The 16,268-nt window shown below is 70.3% G+C and carries 16 protein-coding genes; 11 read left to right on the plus strand and 5 right to left on the minus strand.

Annotated elements, in window-relative coordinates:
• From AC1D15_RS02150 to AC1D15_RS02165, 4 genes are all read left to right on the plus strand, one after another.
• A partial coding sequence (locus tag AC1D15_RS02150; RefSeq protein WP_477824745.1) for a DUF1501 domain-containing protein occupies positions 1-1,258 on the plus strand: 1,258 nt, incomplete at its 5' end.
• Between the two features lie 96 nt (positions 1,259-1,354).
• Positions 1,355-2,830, plus strand: a complete 1,476-nt coding sequence (locus AC1D15_RS02155; RefSeq protein ID WP_477824746.1) for a sensor histidine kinase — start codon at positions 1,355-1,357, stop codon at positions 2,828-2,830.
• On the plus strand, positions 2,827-3,249 hold the full coding sequence (locus tag AC1D15_RS02160) for a hypothetical protein (RefSeq protein ID WP_477824747.1): 423 nt from the start codon (positions 2,827-2,829) through the stop codon (positions 3,247-3,249). Before AC1D15_RS02155 ends, AC1D15_RS02160 begins: the two co-directional genes overlap by 4 nt.
• Positions 3,246-4,058 carry a LytR/AlgR family response regulator transcription factor gene (locus AC1D15_RS02165; RefSeq protein ID WP_047501768.1) on the plus strand — a complete coding sequence of 271 codons (813 nt, stop codon included), beginning with the start codon at positions 3,246-3,248 and terminating at the stop codon, positions 4,056-4,058. Before AC1D15_RS02160 ends, AC1D15_RS02165 begins: the two co-directional genes overlap by 4 nt.
• Positions 4,059-4,064: 6 nt before the next feature.
• Here the strand turns inward: AC1D15_RS02165 and AC1D15_RS02170 are convergent, their stop codons facing one another.
• The 3 genes from AC1D15_RS02170 to AC1D15_RS02180 are packed head-to-tail and all read right to left on the minus strand — an operon-like array spanning position 4,065 to position 7,467.
• Positions 4,065-4,670, minus strand: coding sequence for a DUF4337 domain-containing protein (locus tag AC1D15_RS02170; protein WP_477824748.1), 606 nt, complete (start codon positions 4,668-4,670; stop codon positions 4,065-4,067).
• Positions 4,670-5,359, minus strand: coding sequence for a lysoplasmalogenase (locus tag AC1D15_RS02175; protein ID WP_477824749.1), 690 nt, complete (start codon positions 5,357-5,359; stop codon positions 4,670-4,672). Before AC1D15_RS02175 ends, AC1D15_RS02170 begins: the two co-directional genes overlap by 1 nt.
• Positions 5,356-7,467 carry an ATP-dependent helicase gene (locus tag AC1D15_RS02180; protein WP_477824750.1) on the minus strand — a complete coding sequence of 704 codons (2,112 nt, stop codon included), beginning with the start codon at positions 7,465-7,467 and terminating at the stop codon, positions 5,356-5,358. Before AC1D15_RS02180 ends, AC1D15_RS02175 begins: the two co-directional genes overlap by 4 nt.
• Positions 7,468-7,549: 82 nt before the next feature.
• On the opposite strand from AC1D15_RS02180, the gene AC1D15_RS02185 reads away from it, so the two are divergent.
• Both AC1D15_RS02185 and AC1D15_RS02190 read left to right on the plus strand, forming a co-directional pair.
• Entirely contained in the window at positions 7,550-9,070 is a 1,521-nt protein-coding gene (locus AC1D15_RS02185) for an alkaline phosphatase D family protein (RefSeq protein ID WP_477824751.1), read from the plus strand.
• A gap of 76 nt (positions 9,071-9,146) precedes the next feature.
• On the plus strand, positions 9,147-9,581 hold the full coding sequence (locus AC1D15_RS02190) for a PilZ domain-containing protein (RefSeq protein WP_047501777.1): 435 nt from the start codon (positions 9,147-9,149) through the stop codon (positions 9,579-9,581).
• Between the two features lie 11 nt (positions 9,582-9,592).
• Here AC1D15_RS02190 and AC1D15_RS02195 read toward each other — a convergent pair whose 3' ends face one another.
• Positions 9,593-10,294, minus strand: a complete 702-nt coding sequence (locus AC1D15_RS02195) for a glutathione S-transferase N-terminal domain-containing protein (protein ID WP_047501779.1) — start codon at positions 10,292-10,294, stop codon at positions 9,593-9,595.
• A gap of 62 nt (positions 10,295-10,356) precedes the next feature.
• Between AC1D15_RS02195 and AC1D15_RS02200 the strand changes: the two genes are divergently transcribed.
• From AC1D15_RS02200 to AC1D15_RS02215, 4 genes are all read left to right on the plus strand, one after another.
• Positions 10,357-10,950 carry an SRPBCC family protein gene (locus AC1D15_RS02200; RefSeq protein ID WP_477824752.1) on the plus strand — a complete coding sequence of 198 codons (594 nt, stop codon included), beginning with the start codon at positions 10,357-10,359 and terminating at the stop codon, positions 10,948-10,950.
• Between the two features lie 33 nt (positions 10,951-10,983).
• Positions 10,984-11,964, plus strand: coding sequence for an AEC family transporter (locus AC1D15_RS02205; RefSeq protein ID WP_477824753.1), 981 nt, complete (start codon positions 10,984-10,986; stop codon positions 11,962-11,964).
• 97 nt (positions 11,965-12,061) lie between these two features.
• Positions 12,062-13,543 carry a catalase gene (locus tag AC1D15_RS02210; RefSeq protein WP_477824754.1) on the plus strand — a complete coding sequence of 494 codons (1,482 nt, stop codon included), beginning with the start codon at positions 12,062-12,064 and terminating at the stop codon, positions 13,541-13,543.
• Positions 13,544-13,636: 93 nt separating this feature from the next.
• On the plus strand, positions 13,637-14,146 hold the full coding sequence (locus AC1D15_RS02215; RefSeq protein WP_477824755.1) for a DinB family protein: 510 nt from the start codon (positions 13,637-13,639) through the stop codon (positions 14,144-14,146).
• Between the two features lie 4 nt (positions 14,147-14,150).
• Here the strand turns inward: AC1D15_RS02215 and AC1D15_RS02220 are convergent, their stop codons facing one another.
• Positions 14,151-14,972 carry a M90 family metallopeptidase gene (locus tag AC1D15_RS02220; RefSeq protein WP_477824756.1) on the minus strand — a complete coding sequence of 274 codons (822 nt, stop codon included), beginning with the start codon at positions 14,970-14,972 and terminating at the stop codon, positions 14,151-14,153.
• A 142-nt stretch (positions 14,973-15,114) separates the two neighbouring features.
• On the opposite strand from AC1D15_RS02220, the gene AC1D15_RS02225 reads away from it, so the two are divergent.
• Entirely contained in the window at positions 15,115-16,266 is a 1,152-nt protein-coding gene (locus AC1D15_RS02225; RefSeq protein ID WP_477824757.1) for an NAD(P)/FAD-dependent oxidoreductase, read from the plus strand.
• The last annotated feature ends 2 nt before the right edge of the window (positions 16,267-16,268 follow it).

Consider the following 16,268-nt stretch of genomic DNA (forward strand, 5'->3'; position numbering starts at 1 on the left):
CAACACCATCGTGCCGACCGACACCCGCTACGACCAGTACGCGGCCGTGCGCAAGGGCCTCGCGATCCCGAAGGCCAACCTCGTGAACCTGGCCGGCATCAACTACGGGCTGCACCCGTCGCTCGCGGCGCTGTCCACCGCCTGGGCCGACGGCAAGCTCGCGCCGGTGCTGAACCTCGGCACGCTGAACTCGCCGCTCACGAAGGACCAGTACCGTGCCGCCGCTGCCAGCTCCGACCTGCTGCCCGACAACCTGTTCTCGCACTCCGACCAGCAGATCCTGTGGGAGACCGGCACCTCCGACTCGCTGACCCGCACCGGCTGGGGCGGCCGGGCGTCCGAGGCGCTGGGCACCGCGAACCCGGTGATCTCGGTCGCCGGCTCGACGCGCTTCGGCCTGTCGTCGGCCCAGACCCCGCTGGTGCTGCCCGACCCGGGCGCCACGTTCGGCGCCTACAACCTGCAGCCGAAGGACCTGACCAACAACGCGTCGAACACGGCGCGCAAGAAGGCGATCGATGCGCTGTACGCGCAGGCGCAGGATGCCGCGCTCGCCGATGCCTATGCGGCGGCGCAGCGCAACGCCTTCGCCGTGTCGGACCGGCTCGCCGCGACCGTGGCGGTGACGCCCGGCGGCACCGGCGCGCTGGCGGCGATCGACAGCGCGTTCGCGCCGCTGATCTCCGGCAGCACGCTGAAGACGGGGCTGGCCAAGCAGCTCTACCAGGTGGCCAAGCTGATCGCCGCCAACGGCACGGTGCAGGGCAACCGGCAGATCTTCTTCGCGTCGATCGACAGCTTCGACACGCATGCCAACCAGGTCACCGGCGGGCCGACCACCGGCGCCCACGCCGACCTGCTGAAGGAAGTCGGCGACGCGCTGGGCGCGTTCTACGCCGCGATGAAGAACCTCGGCATGGCGGATGCCGTGACGGCCTTCACGCAAAGCGACTTCGGCCGCACCTTCACGCCGAACAACAGCAACGGCACCGACCACGCCTGGGGCAGCAACCACCTGGTGGTGGGCGGCGCGGTGAAGGGCGGCACCAGCTACGGCAGCTTCCCGACGCTGACGCTGGGCGGGCCGGACGACGTCGGCAAGGACAGCTGGGAGCTGCAGGGCCGCTGGATCCCGACCACCTCGGTCGACCAGTACGCGGCCACGATGCTCGGCTGGTTCGGCGCCACCGACACGCAGCTCGCGACCGTGCTGCCGAACCTGAAGAACTTCGCGACGAAGAAGCTCGGCTTCCTGTAGCCGCTCTGTCGCGGATGGCTGCAGCCTGTCCGGCCGATCGGCCGGACCGTCGCCCGGCTGTCGCGCCGCCCCCGTGCCGCCGCTTACAGTGGCTGCATGGTCTCGACTCCCACCCCGCCCGCCGCCCCCGGCTTCACCGGCTCGATGCTGCCGGCCGCCCGCCGCGCCTTCAGCGCCTACGCCCGCTGGCTGGACAGCATCAGCTGGAAGCGCTTCATCCTGCTGTCGGTGCTGGCGCTGATCGCCGCCGGTATCCTGTCCGACCTGCCGCCGTTCAACCTGCGCTGGACCGACGACCGCGTCGTCGTGAAGGGYCCGAAGAAGCGCAAGGCGCCGGCGGTCACGGCACCCGCCGCACCGGCCACGCCCGCCAGCGCCGCGTCGGCCGAGCCGGCCAAGCGCGCCAACGTGACCATCGCCGGCAAGCCGTTCGAGGTCACGATCGACRACAAGGGCGTGCGCATCGGGCCGCTGGAGATCGATGACAAGGGCGTGCGTGCCGGCGGCGTGACGATCGACGATCGCGGCGTGCGCATCGGCCCGGCGGCGCCGGCCGCGTCGGCCGCCGCATCGGCCGCTGCCGGCATCACGATCTCGGTGCCGGCCATCGAGGTCAAGCTGCCGAAGAACGCCGACACCGAGGAGGTGCGTGCCGCGGTCGAGGAGGCCAAGGCCGACATCCAGCGGGCGATCGCCGATGCGCAGGAGGCCGCGGCCGACGCCCAGCGCGAGGCCGCCGACCGCGTGCTCGAGAAGATGGCGGCCGACGACGAGATGGACACCGTCACGATCAAGGGCTTCCGCCCCGGCGACCACCTGCCCGGCTTCACCTTCCTGCTGATCTTCATCTCGATGGTGATCAAGATCATGGCCGCCGGCCGCTTCAAGGCCGAGGCGCAGGCAGTGGTCGCCACCGAGATGGCCGAGTCCGAGGCGCTGAAGCGCCAGGTGATCGAGGCCCGCATGGCCGCGATGCAGGCGCAGGTCGAGCCGCACTTCCTGTTCAACACGCTGGCGAGCATCGACCACCTGATCGAGACCGACCCGCCGCGCGCCAGCAAGATGCAGAAGAACCTGATCGCGCTGCTGCGCGCCAGCATGCCGACGATGCGCGAGGCCAATGCGCAGGCCACGCGCGACCTGGGCCGCGAGCTCGCGGTGATCCGGCCCTACCTGGAGATCCTGAAGGTGCGGATGGAAGAGCGCCTGCAGACCGAGGTGCGCGTGAGCGACGGCCTGCTGTCGGCCGAGTTCCCGCCGATGATGCTGCAGAGCCTGGTCGAGAACGCGATCAAGCACGGGCTGGAACCGAAGGCCGAGGGCGGCGCGCTGACGGTGGCCGCCGAGATCGTGCACGGCAAGCTCGCGGTGTCGGTGGCCGACACCGGCCTCGGCTTCGGCAAGGCCGCGACCGCCGGCACCGGCATCGGCCTCGCGAACATCCGCGAACGCCTGCAGCTGCTGTACGGCAGCGCGGCCAGCCTGACCGTGTCCGAGAACCCCGGTGGCGGCACGCGGGTGACGATCACCGTGCCCTACCGCGCCAAGACCTCCGAAGGAGCCCCTGCATGAAACGCATCCTCAAGCTCTTCCTGTGCCTCGGCCTCAGCGCCCTCGTGATGGCCGGCCTCGCCGCGGCAGCGCTGATCCACAGCCTGCCGGCCGACGGCATCCACGTGAGCATCGACGGCGAGTCGTGGATGCTGCCGTCGCTGCAGGCCGGCCAGTGGCTGGTGATCACCGCCTGCCTGCTGGTGGCCGCGCTGGTGGTGGCGATCGTCGTGCCGTTCACGCTGATGGTGGGCCTGGGCGTGCCGCTGCTGTTCGCCGCGCTGGCCGTCGGCATCGCCGTCGCGGTGGCGCTGATCGCCGCCGGGCTGCTGCTGTCGCCGGTGCTGCTGGTGGCCGGGCTGCTGTGGCTGGTGTGGCGCGTGCTGGAGCGCAAGCCGAAGGCCCCGCAAGCCTCAGCTGAGGCTACGATCCAGGCATGAACATCCGAGCTGTGATTGCCGACGACGAGCGGCTGATGCGCGAGCAGCTTCGCGCGCGACTCGCCGAGGTGTGGCCCGAACTGGAGATCGTCGCCGAGGCGAAGAACGGGATCGAGGCGGTGGAGCTGACCACGCAGCACCGGCCCGACCTGGTCTTCCTCGACATCCGGATGCCGGGCATGACCGGTGTCGAGGCGGCGCGCCAGATCGGCCAGCTGGCGGCCGGCGACGATGATTGGGACGGCTGCGAGATCGTCTTCATCACCGCCTACGACCAGTATGCGGTCGAGGCCTTCGAGCAGGGCGTCGTCGATTACGTGCTGAAGCCGGCCGAGCGCGAGCGGCTCGCGCTGACGGTGGAGCGCATCCGCAAGCGGCTTGCGCAGCGCGCGGCGTCGAACGAGGCGCCGCCGGTGGCCGGCCCCGACATGCAGCAGCTGCTGCAGAAGCTCGCGCAGCAGCTGAACCCGGGCAGCGCGCCGCAGCGGCTGCGCTGGATCCAGGCGACGGTCGGGCAGAGCATCCAGATGATCCCGGTCGACGACGTGCTGTTCTTCATCTCCGACGAGAAGTACACGCGGGTGCAGACGGCGACGATCGAGGCGCTGATCCGCAAGCCGATCAAGGAGCTGCTGGACGAGCTGGACCCGAACCAGTTCTGGCAGATCCACCGCTCGACGCTCGTCAACACGCAGGCGATCTCGGGCGTGACGCGCGACCTGCGCGGGCGTCAGCTGGTGAGCGTCAAGGGGCACAACGAGAAGCTGGAGGTGTCGCGCAGCTTCACCGGCCTGTTCAAGGGGATGTAGCTGCCTTCAGCTGAGCAGCCTGACCAATGCATCCGGATGGATGCCCAGGCCGCCCAGCCCCGCGACGCCCATCAGCACGCCGAAGCCCATCGGCACCCAGGTGAGCCAGTACAGCCACCACAGCTGCGTCAGCGCGGTCACCGCCAGCAGCGCGATCGCGATGGCGAGCGCCGCGTCCGACAGGTCGAACTGGTCATCGCGGAAGTTCAGCGCGTCGTAGGTCTTCTGGTCCTGCTCGGCCTGGGCCTTGACCTCGAGCTTCTTCTTCGCCTGGTCGGCCGCGATCGCGGCGTAGCGGGCGATCTCGGTGTCGTAGGCCGCGGCCTGCGCGCCGCTGCGCTCGGCGCGTGCGAGCCGCAGCTGGGTCAGCGTCGCATCGGCCACCTCCTGCCGCACGTTGCGGGCCTGGTAGTAGGACCAATGGTCCAGCTTGTCGGCCTGCGCCTGCTGCATGGCCTGCACGATGTTGTCGTCCTTGACCTTGCAGATGCCCATGAAGGTCGCGAGGATCGCGACGCTCACCGCCACCACCGCATTCAGCCGCGCATTGCGCTTCGCCACGGAGGAGGCCTCCTGCAGCGACTCCACGGACTGCATCGGGTCCACGTCCATCAGGTCGTCTCCATCGGTTCGCCGCGGCGCATCGAGGCCGCCATCAGGAACTGCGCCGCCCAGTAGGTCGCGAGGATCAGCAGCGCTGCCAGCGGCAGCGGCGGCCCGAAGCGGTCGGTGGCCAGCAAGGCGTCGGAGACGACGAACAGCGCGGCGCCCACGGCCGCGTGCCGCGCGTGGTGCGCCGCGGCTGCGCCATCGGCATGCGCCGCCCGCCAGGCCGTGGCGGCCTGGGCGGCCATCGCCGCGAGGCAGGCCACATACGCGAGCACCGGCACGCGCAAGGGCTGCGGCACGCCGTGCCACAGCAACGCGAGGATCGCGCCGGCCACCAGCGCATACGCGGCGAACGCCACCGGCCAGGCGCCGAAGCGCACGCCGCGCGTGAACGCGGCGATGTACGCCAGGTGCGCCAGCAGGAAGGCCACCAGCCCCGGCAGGAAGCCCTGCACCGGCCACAGCAGCGCCACATCGCCGGCCAGCGACAGCAGCAGCCCCACCCGCACCCAGCGCCGCCGCGCCGGCGCATCGGCCCCGCGCGGCCATGCGAACGCGATGATCAGCAGCGTGGTCAGCGGCTTGAACACGAACAGCCAGTGCGCCGCGATCCAGCCGTCGCCCGACGCGATGGCCAGCGCCGCGCTCGCGACGATGGCCCCTGTCCACACCATCCAGGTGATCGGCTTCATTCCGCCCCCGCCGCCGGTGCTGCCGCCTTGGCCAGTTCGGCCYGCGCCTGCGCCGCGGCGCGCAGCGCCTTCAGCTTCTCGCGCGGGTCTTCCTTCGGGCCGGCCTCGTGCAGCTTCATCTCGCCGATGAAGCGGCTCGGGATGCCCTGCACGAAATCGCGCCCGCGCTTGCGCCGGCGCAGCGTGCTCACCGCGAGCGTCGTGCGGGCCCGCGTGATGCCGACGTACATCAGCCGGCGCTCCTCCTCGAGCCGCTGCGGCGTCATCTCCTCGTCGTCGCTGCGGAACGGCAGCAGCCCTTCGTTGACGCCGGCCAGCACCACGTGCGGCCACTCGAGGCCCTTCGACGCGTGCAGCGTCGACAGCGTGATCACGTCCTGCTCCTCGCCGCGCTCGGCCAGGCTCATGATCACCGAGATGGTCTGCGCGACGTCGAGCACGCTGGTGCGCTCGGTCTCGATGCTCATGCCGCCGTCGTTCTCGATCTCGCCGCCGCAGCGCTTGGCGATCCAGTCGATGAAGTCGATCACGTTCGACCAGCGCGATGCGGCCAGCTTCTCGCTGTCTTCGCCGTCGTACAGGTGCTTCTCGTAGTCGATGTCCTTCAGCCAGCCCATCAGCAGCGCCTTCGCGTCCTCGGCGCCGGTGGTGTGGCGCGCGCGGTACTCGAAATCGCTGACGTAGCGGCCGAACTCGTGCAGCGAGCCGATCGCGCGTGCGTTGATCGCGGTGCCCAGGCTCTCGGCGAACAGCGCCTCGTACAGGCTGGTCTTCCACTTGCCGGCGAACTCGCCGAGGCTGCCGAGCGTCTGGTGGCCGATGCCGCGCTTGGGCGTGGTGACCGCGCGCAGGAAGGCCGGGTCGTCGTCGTTGTTGACCAGCAGCCGCAGCCAGGCGCACAGGTCGCGGATCTCGGCGCGGTCGAAGAAGCTCTGGCCGCCCGACACCTTGTACGGCAGCTCGGCCTTGCGCAGGGCTTTCTCGATCACCCGCGCCTGGTGGTTGGCGCGGTACAGGATCGCGAAATCCTTGAACTGCACGCCGTCGGCCGCGCCGTTCGCGCGGATCGCCTGGATGCGCGCCACTGCGCGCTCGGCCTCGTGCTCCTCGTTGTCGCACTCGACCAGCTGCACCGGCTCGCCGTCGCCGAACGCGCTCCACAGCTTCTTCTCGAACAGCTTCGGGTTGTTGCCGATCACGTTGTTGGCGGCGCGCAGGATGTAGCCGGTGGAGCGGTAGTTCTGCTCCAGCGGGATCACCTTCAGGTCGGCGTACTCCTGCGGCAGGCGGCGCAGGTTCTCGATGGTCGCGCCGCGCCAGCCGTAGATGCTCTGGTCGTCGTCGCCCACCGCGGTGAACATGCCGCGCTCGCCGACGATGCTCTTCAGCAGCTCGTACTGGATCGCGTTGGTGTCCTGGTACTCGTCGACGAGCACGTAGCGCAGCGTGTTCTGCCAGGTGGCGCGCGCCTCGGCATCGCGCTTCAGCAGCCGGTACGGCAGGCCGATCAGGTCGTCGAAGTCGACCGCCTGGTAGGCCGCGAGCCGTTCTTCATAGCGCTTCATCACCTTCTGCGCGACCACGTCGTCGTCGGTCTCGGGCTTCACGTCGTCGCTGCCCAGGCCCTCGTTCTTCCACAGGCTGATGGTCCACTGCCAGCGGCGCGCCATCGCGATGTCGGTGGTGCCGCCGGCGTCTTTCAGGATGCCGAGCACGTCGTCGCTGTCGAGGATGCTGAACTTCTCCTTCAGGCCCAGCCGCTCGCCCTCGGCACGCAGGATGCGCACGCCCAGCGAGTGGAAGGTGCTGACCACCAGGTGCTTGGCGGCGCGCGCGCCGATCAGCGACTTGGCGCGCTCGCGCATCTCCTGCGCGGCCTTGTTGGTGAAGGTGATCGCGGCGATCTGCCCCGGCGCATAGCCGGCCTGCAGCAGCCGCGCGATCTTGTGCGTGATCACCCGCGTCTTGCCCGAGCCGGCGCCGGCCAGCACCAGGCAGGGGCCGGACAGGTGCTGCACCGCCTCCATCTGGGCGTTGTTCAGCGTGGAGACGGAATCGGGGGAGGAGGACACGGGGGAACGGCTCGGAAGCAAACTCGCATCGATCATAGGCGAGCGTCCGTCGCGGCGAGTCCGCGTGACTGTGATAGAACAATCGCGATCCCCTCCGAGCTTTCTTGCCGCCCCTTCCATGAGCCCCACTTCCTTCGACCGCCGCCGCCTGTTGCAATGGGCCGCGGCCACGGCATTCGGTACAGGTGCCCCGTTGTTCGTTCGGGCGGCACGTGCCGCCGACATCGACCGCTTCCCGCTCGGCATCGCCTCCGGTTCGCCGCGTGCCGACAGCGTCGTGCTGTGGACGCGCCTGATCGGTGCCGACCTGCCGGCGCGCGTGCCGGTGCAGTGGGAGCTGGCGCGCGACGAGGCCTTCACCCAGGTCGTCGCGCGCGGCACCGAGACCGCCGAGGCCGCCTGGGGCCACAGCGTGCATGCGCAGCCGCGCGAGCTCGCGCCGTCGCGCAGCTACTTCTACCGCTTCACCGCGCTCGGCGCGCGCAGCGCGACCGGCCGCACCCGCACCGCGCCGCCGGCCGGCGCGAGCGAATCGCTGGCCTTCGCGATCGCGTCGTGCCAGCGCTGGGACCATGGCCACTTCGCGGCGTGGCGCCACCTTGCCGACGAATCGCCCGACCTGGTCGTCTTCCTCGGCGACTACATCTACGAGTACGGCCCGGTCGCCGGCCGCGTGCGCGTGCACGAGGGCAGCGGCGACGCGACGACGCTCGCGCAGTACCGGGCCCGCTATGCGCAGTACAAGGGCGATGCCGACCTGCAGCGCATCCATGCCGTGGCGCCGTGGATCGTCACCTGGGACGACCACGAGGTCGCGAACGACTACGCGAACGACCAGGGCCAGGACCTGGCGCCGAACTTCCTCGAACGCCGCGCCGCAGCCTACCAGGCCTGGTGGGAGCACATGCCGCTGCCGCTGTCGGCGCGGCCGGTGCGCGCGAATGCGCAGGTGTTCGACCGCTACGACTGGGGCGCTCTGGCGCGCTTCCATGTGCTCGACGACCGCCAGTACCGCGACCACCAGGCCTGCCCGAAGCCGGGCCGCGGCGGCTCGAGCACCATCGACCTGGCCGCCTGCCCCGAGCTGATGAAGCCCGGACGCACGCTGCTCGGCGCGGCGCAGGAGCGCTGGCTGGGCGAGGGCCTGGCACAGACCGACGCACGCTGGAACCTGCTCGCGCAGCAGACGCTGATGGCGCCGTTCACCTGGACGAAGGAAGGCCGCTTCTGGACCGACGGCTGGGCCGGCTACCCGGTCGCGCGCGAGCGGCTGCTCGACACGCTGGCCGAGCGGCGCGCCGCCAACCCGGTGGTGCTGAGCGGCGATGTGCACTGCAACTACGTCGCCGACCTGAAGCGCCGCCCCGGCGATGCGGCACCGCTCGCCACCGAGTTCTGCGGCACCTCGATCACGAGCCACGGCATGGCGCAGGACCGGCTCGATGCGGCGCTGCCGCTGAACCCGCACATCCGCTATGCGCGCAGCGAGGAGCGCGGCTACATGAGCTTCCGGCTGGATCCGCAGCGCCTGGAGGCCGCGTTGCGCGTGGTCAGCGATGCAAACGATCCCAACGCGAGCATCCGTACTGCGGCGCGCTATGGCGTCGAGGCCGGGCGGGCGGGCGCGCAGGTCGGATGACGAAGAAGGGCCAATCCACCCCTTCAAATGGGTTATTGGCGTTGCGCGCGCAGATGGCGAATACTCGCGGCACACCATGAGACAGTTCATCCGCCACCCTGTCGATCTGCCGGTCGAGATCGGTACCGGCAACCTGCACGGCCCGGCGGCTGCGGCGCATGCGCATGACATCAGCGCGGGCGGCCTGGCGGTGCATGTCGACCGCGCGGTGGCGCCGGGCGAGCATGTGCACATCTGCATTCCCTATGTGCAGCCGGCCTTCGAGGCCGATGCCCGCGTGGCCTGGTGCGAGCCGAGCGAGATCGAAGGCTACGAGGTGGGCGTGACCTTCCTCGATGCCGAGGTCGCGTTCCTCGCGCGCATGGTCGAGCAGGTGTGCCACATCGAGGACTACCGGCAGTCGGTCAGCCGCATCGAGGGCCGGCAGCTCAGCGCGGAGGAAGCGGCGACCGAATGGATCGACCGCTATGCGCGCGACTTTCCGGCCATCGCCGCCGGCCGGCCGCACTGAGCCGCCGCGCATCAGCGCGGCGAGCGCAGATCCTGCAGCAAGCTGCCCACCGCATGGACTTCTTCTTCGTGGCCCTGGTGGCGCCACGGTTCGGCCAGCGCATCGGCGTACCACGACTGCATGGCCGGCAAGGCCAGCAGGCGCGCGAGGTACTCGTTCGAACGCGCCGAGAGCGTCGGTGAATAAGTCTGCGCCCGAAAGGCCAGCGGTGCGAAGAACGCATCCACGGCCGTGAACTGCGGGCCCGCCAGGAACGGCCCGCCGAAGCGGGCGAGCCCTTCATCCCACAACGCCGAGAGCCGGTCCCACTCCGCCTGCAGCGCCGGCGGCACCGGCTCGATCCGCACCCGCACGCCACAGTTCATCGAGCACAGGTTGCGCACGGTGAAGAAGCCGGAATGCATCTCGGCGGCCGCGCTKCGCGCCCAGGCCCGCGCGCCGCGCTCCACCGGCCAGGCCCGTGGATGCGCCTCGGCCAGGTACTCGATGATCGCCAGCGAATCCCAGACCACCGTCTCGCCATCGACCAGGCAGGGCACCTTGCCCGAGGGCGAGAAGGCGCCGAAGACCTCCGCCTGCGAGCCCGCGCCGAACGGCACCAGCTGTTCGTCGAACGGGATCTGCAGCGTGCGCATCAGCACCCACGGGCGCAGCGACCACGACGAGTAGTTCTTGTTGGCGATGAAGAGCTTCAGGGGAGGGTGTGCGGCCATGCGGCAGTGTAGGCAAAGTGGCCAGGCGTGCACCGGACGGCCGGCTGTCTTAGCATCGCGCGATGGATGCCCGCTCCGCCCTCCTGTGCGCCGGATTGCTGCTGTCGCTGCCGTGCACCTCGGCGCAGGCGCAGCCGGTCGACGTGCAGGTGGTGCTGCAGGACGGCAAGGTCGTGCTCGACGTCACAGCGAGCGTGGCCGCCGAGCGCGAGCAGGTGTGGGCGGTGCTGACCGACTACGAGCACATGGCGGGCTTCGTCTCGAACCTGAAGTCGAGCGCGGTGATCGGCCATGAGGGTGGCGCGCTGCAGGTCGAGCAAAGCGGCGAGGCGCGCCACGGCCTGCTGCACTTCGCGTTCCACAGCGTGCGCTCGGTCGAGCTGGTCGCGCCGCAGGAGATCCGCTCGCACCTGGTCAGCGGCGATTTCAAGAGCTACGAGGCGACGACCCGCCTCACGGCACCCGACAGCGGGCACACGTTGATCACCTTCCACGGCGAGTACGTGCCGAACCGCTGGGTGCCGCCGGGCATCGGGCCGTCGCTGATCAAGTCGGAGACGGGCAGGCAGTACGACGAGCTGATCGCCGAGATCCGGCGGCGACAGGGCGCTGCGGCGCACGTGGCCTCGCCGGCGTCGTCGCCTGCCTCGCCCTGAAAGAGGTCCGTACACGGGCGATACTTGCCCGCTGTGCAGTCCATCCTCGCCGTCACCATCCCCTTCTTCGCGTTGGTGCTGTGCGGCTACCTCGCCGCCCGCCAGCACGTGCTGCCCGAAGCCGCGATCCCCGGCCTCAACGCCTTCGTGCTGTTCTTCGCGCTGCCGTGCATGCTGTTCCGCTTCGGCGCCAGCATGCCGTTCGCGCAGCTGATCGATCCGGCGCTGATCGGCATCTACGCCGCCTGTGCGCTGCTGGTGGTGGTGCTGACGGTCACGCTGACGATGCGGCGCGGCCTCGACCTGAAGAACGCCGCCTTCGGCGCGCTGGTCGCCGCGTTCCCGAACACCGGCTTCATGGGTGTGCCGCTGCTGGCCGCGCTGCTCGGCGAGCGCGCCGCCGGGCCGGTGRTCGGCACCGTGCTGGTCGACCTGCTGCTCACCAGCTCGCTGTGCGTGGCACTCGCGCAATCGCGCCGGCACGACGGCACGCCGCACGACGACCTCGGCGTCTCGCTGCGCCGCTCGCTGCGCGGCGCGCTCGGCAACCCGCTGCCGTGGGCGATCGGGCTCGGCGCGCTGCTGGCCGCCAGCGGCCGTGAACTGCCGGGGCCGCTCGCGCAGATCGTGCGGATGCTGGGCGATGCGGCGACGCCGGTCGCGCTGTTCACGATCGGCGCCGTGCTGTGGCGCGCCGGCCAGCATGCGCACAGCCGCACGCCGCTCGGGCGCTACCTGCCGGTCGCGCTGATCAAGCTGTTCGTGCACCCGCTGCTGGTGTTCGGCCTCGGGCTGGCGGCGCGCCGGGCCGGCCTCGCGGTCAGCGATTTCGGGCTGGCCGTGCTGACGCTGGCGGCCGCGCTGCCGAGCGCGAGCAACGTCTCGCTGCTGGCCGAGCGCTACCGGGCCGACAACGGCCGCATCGCCCGCATCATCATGGCCAGCACCGTGCTGGCCTTCGCCAGCTTCTCGCTGCTGGCGGGCTGGCTGATCCCGCTGGCGGGCGGCGGCTGAGGTCGATTGAAATTCGCTATTGACGTTCTTTGATCAATTGAATTTACGGCGAGAGGCGGCTTTCCGACACTGAGGGCACCGAACCAGGAGCCCTCGCATGAGCCAAACCCCTTCCCGCCTCACCACCGCCTCCGGCATTCCGGTGGTCGACAACCAGAACTCGATCACCGCCGGCCCGCGCGGCCCGGTGCTGCTGCAGGATTTCCACCTGATCGAGAAACTGCAGCACTTCAACCGCGAACGCATCCCCGAGCGCGTCGTGCACGCGAAGGGCTCGGGTGCCTACGGCACCTTCACCGTCACGCACGACATCAGCCGCTACACCCACGCGAAGCTGTTCAGCGCGATCGGCAAGCAGACCGAGACCTTCGTGCGCTTCTCGACCGTCGGCGGCGAGAAGGGCAGTGCCGACACCGAGCGCGACCCGCGCGGCTTCGCGGTGCGCTTCTACACCGAAGACGGCAACTGGGACCTGGTCGGCAACAACACGCCGATGTTCTTCATCAAGGACGCGATCAAGTTCCCCGATTTCGTCCACACGCAGAAGCGCGATCCGCAGACGAACCTGAAGTCGGCGACGATGATGTGGGACTTCTGGAGCCGCGCGCCGGAAAGCCTGCACCAGGTGACGATGCTGTTCAGCGACCGGGGCACGCCGGACGGCTACCGCCACATGGACGGCTTCGGCAGCCACACCTTCAGCCTGGTCAACGCGGGCGGCGAGCGGGTGTGGGTCAAGTGGCACCTGAAGACGCAGCAGGGGATCAAGAACCTGCTGCCCGAGGACGCGGCACGGCTGGCCGGCAGCGACCCCGACCATGCGCAGCGCGACCTGTTCGGTGCCATCGCGGCGGGCGACTTCCCGAAGTGGAACGTGTTCATCCAGGTGATGACCGAGGCCGAGGCGGCGACGTGGGAAGCGCGCACCGGCTGGAACCCGTTCGACCTGACCAAGGTGTGGCCGCACAAGGATTTCCCGCGCATCCCGGTCGGCGTGCTGGAGCTGAACCGCAACCCGGTGAACTACCACGCCGAGGTGGAGCAGGCCGCGCTGTCGCCGGCCAACATCGTGCCGGGCCTGGGCTTCAGCCCCGACAAGATGCTGCAGGGCCGGCTGTTCGCGTACCACGATGCGCAGCTGTACCGCGTGGGCACCAACCACCAGCACCTGCCGGTGAACCGGCCGCGCTRCCCGGTGCACCACCAGCAGCGCGACGGCAGCATGGCCGGCAGCGCGGGCGACCCGAACGGCAGCAGCGCCGCGCAGAACTACGCGCCGGTGGATGCGCGCGGCAGTGCGCCGCAGGGCTTCGGGCACGGCGACGCCGGCTGGCCGCTGGATGGCGCGGCCGCTCGCTACGACGAGCGCGGCGAGTCGGACGACTTCACGCAGGCCGGCAACCTGTTCCGCCTGCTGCCGGCCGACGAGCAGGAGCGCCTGACGAGCAACATCGCGAACGCGATGCGCGGCGTGCCGTCGGATGAGATCCGCCTGCGGCAGATCGGGCACTTCACGAAGGCCGATCCGGCCTACGGCGCCGCGGTGGCCCGCAAGCTGGCCGAAGGGGGTGCACGATGAAGACCGTCCGCCTCGCGATCGGGATGCTGATCAACGGCCTCGGCTTCGGCATCCTGATCACCCACTGGATAGCCTGATCGGCATACTGGCGAGATGCATGCAGCCACCCTGAACGCACTCGCCAGTTTCCCCGATCAGCTCGCGGCCTTCTACGCCGAGGTTCCCCGCGGGTACGAGACCTTCGTGCCCGACAGTTGGGACGGCGTGCCGAGCGAGGCCTTGTCGCCGCTCGCGCAGCTGTGCCACGTGCGCGACATCGAGATCGACGGCTACCACGTGCGCCTGCGGCGCACGCTGGACGAAGACCGGCCGCTGCTCGCGTCGATCGACACCGATGCGCTCGCGATCGAGCGCGACTATGCACATGCCGATGCGGCGCAGGCGCTGGCGGCGTTCCGCGTGGCGCGCGAGCAGACGCTGGCGCTGCTGCGGCGCATCGAGCCGCCCCAGTGGGAGCGCACCGCCGTGTTCGAGGGCTATGGCGCGCTGACGCTGCTCAGCCTGGTGCACTACCTCGCGAGCCACGACCAGCAGCACCTGGCCGGCCTGCAGTGGCTGCTCGGCAAGATCGACGCGGCGCGCGCGGCTTCGGCCGTCAGCTGAATCCTTACCAGCTGAGCGGATTGACGCGGTAGAACCGGCTCAGTTCGGCGAACAGCGCCGGATGCTGCGCGGCCATCTGCGGCGCCTGCTCGAAGAACACCTCGCTCGCGACCGCGAAGAACTCGGCCGGGTTGGTGGCGCCGTAGTGGCTCAACAGCGTCTCCTCGCCGCGCTCGGCCTGCTGCTGCAGCAGCGCGAATTCGCTGCCGAACACCTGCGCCCAGCGCGCGCGGTGGCGGCGGCCGATCCACGGTGCGCCGTTCGCGTCGCCGTTCTCCTGGTCGAGCTGGTGCGCGAACTCGTGGATCACGACGTTGCGGCCGTCGTCCGCCTCGGCGGCGCCTTCCAGCGCGTCGTGCCACGACAGGATCACCTGGCCCTGCGACCACGATTCGCCGGCCAGCACCTGGCGCTGCTCCTGCAGCACGCCGGCCGGGCCGGTGTGCACCTTGTCGACGACGAAAGCGCCCGGGTAGACCAGCACCTGGCTCAGGTTCGGGAAGTAGCCGGGCCGGCGCTTGTTCAGCAGCAGCAGGCAGGCCTGCGCGGCGATCGTCACGCGCATCGCCTCGGTGACCTCGAGGCCGCCGCAGCCGATGAACACCTTTTCGGCGAGGAACACCTGCATGTGCTTCTTCAGCTGCAACTGCAGGTCGGCCGGCATGCCGCGCACATAGGGCACGTGCCGGCGCAGGATCTGCCGCCATTCGGCCGGGAACGGGCGGGCGCGCACCCGGCGGCGGCGCAGTTCGATCCACGACGGTTCGCCGATCAGCCAGGCGATGAAGGCGCCGACGAGGCACACGACGATGATGAGGGTCAGCACGGTGTGGTGTCCTTGTCGGTGGAGATTCCCACGTGGAGCCGGGCTCCGGCATTTCAATGCGAGTGTGCGGCGGGAGCTTGCCTCCAAAGGTAACCGCCGGCCCCACTGCTACAGTGGCGACCGCTTTTCACGGCCCGCGCCCATGTCACATCCCATCGTCATCCTCGGCACCGGCCTCGCCGGTTTCACGCTCGCGCGCGAACTGCGCAAGCTCGACACCACGACCCCGCTCGTCATCGTCAGCCGCGACCAGGCCGGCTTCTATTCGAAGCCGATGCTGTCGAACGCGCTGGCCGGCAAGAAGACCGCCGCGTCGCTGGTGATGAAGCCGGCCGAGAAGATGGCGGCCGAGTTGAACGCGACGCTGCGCGCGAACGCGGTCGTCGCGCGCATCGACACGGCCGCGCAGGTGGTCGAGCTCGATGGCGGCGAGGCGATCGCCTACCGCGACCTGGTGCTCGCGCTCGGTGCCGACCCGATCCGCGTGCCGCTTGCCGGCGATGGCGCCGACGACGTGCTGTCGGTCAACGACCTCGACGACTACGCCCGCTTCGCCGACCGGCTCGACGGCGTGCAGCGCGTCGCGATCCTCGGCGCCGGGCTGATCGGCTGCGAGTTCGCGAACGACCTGCTCGCGCGCGGCATCGCGCCGACGGTGATCGATCTTGCACCGCGCGCGCTGCCGCGCTTGCTGCCGGAGCAGGCCAGCACGCGGCTGCGCGAGAAGCTGGAGGCGGCCGGGGTGGGCTTCCGCTTCAACACCTCGGTCGCGGCGGTGCAGCGCGACGGCAGCGGCTTCACGCTGACGTTGAAAGATGGCGGCACGCTCGCCGCCGACCTGGTGCTGTCGGCCGTCGGCCTGCGCCCGCGCACGGGGCTCGCGCACGCAGCCGGCATCACCACCAACCGCGGCATCGTGACGAACCGGCTGCTCGCGACCAGCGCCGCGAACGTGCATGCACTCGGCGACTGCGCCGAGGTCGACGGCCACACGCTGCCCTATGTGATGCCGATCATGCAGCAGGCCCGCGCGCTGGCCGCGACGCTGGCCGGCAAGCCGACGCCCGTCGTCTACCCGGYGATGCCGGTGATCGTGAAGACGCCGGCCTGCCCGACGGTGGTGTGCCCGCCGCCGCTCGACGCGTCGGGCGCGTGGACGGTGACGCTCAGCGACGACGGCTGCGATGCGCGCTTCCACAGCGGCGACGGGCAGCTGCTCGGCTTCGCGCTGCTCGGCAGTGCCACGGCGCAGCGGCAGGCGCTGGTGCCGCAGGTGCCGGGGCTGCTGGTGTAGCT

Source organism: Rhizobacter sp. P2_H2 (genome assembly GCF_056403375.1).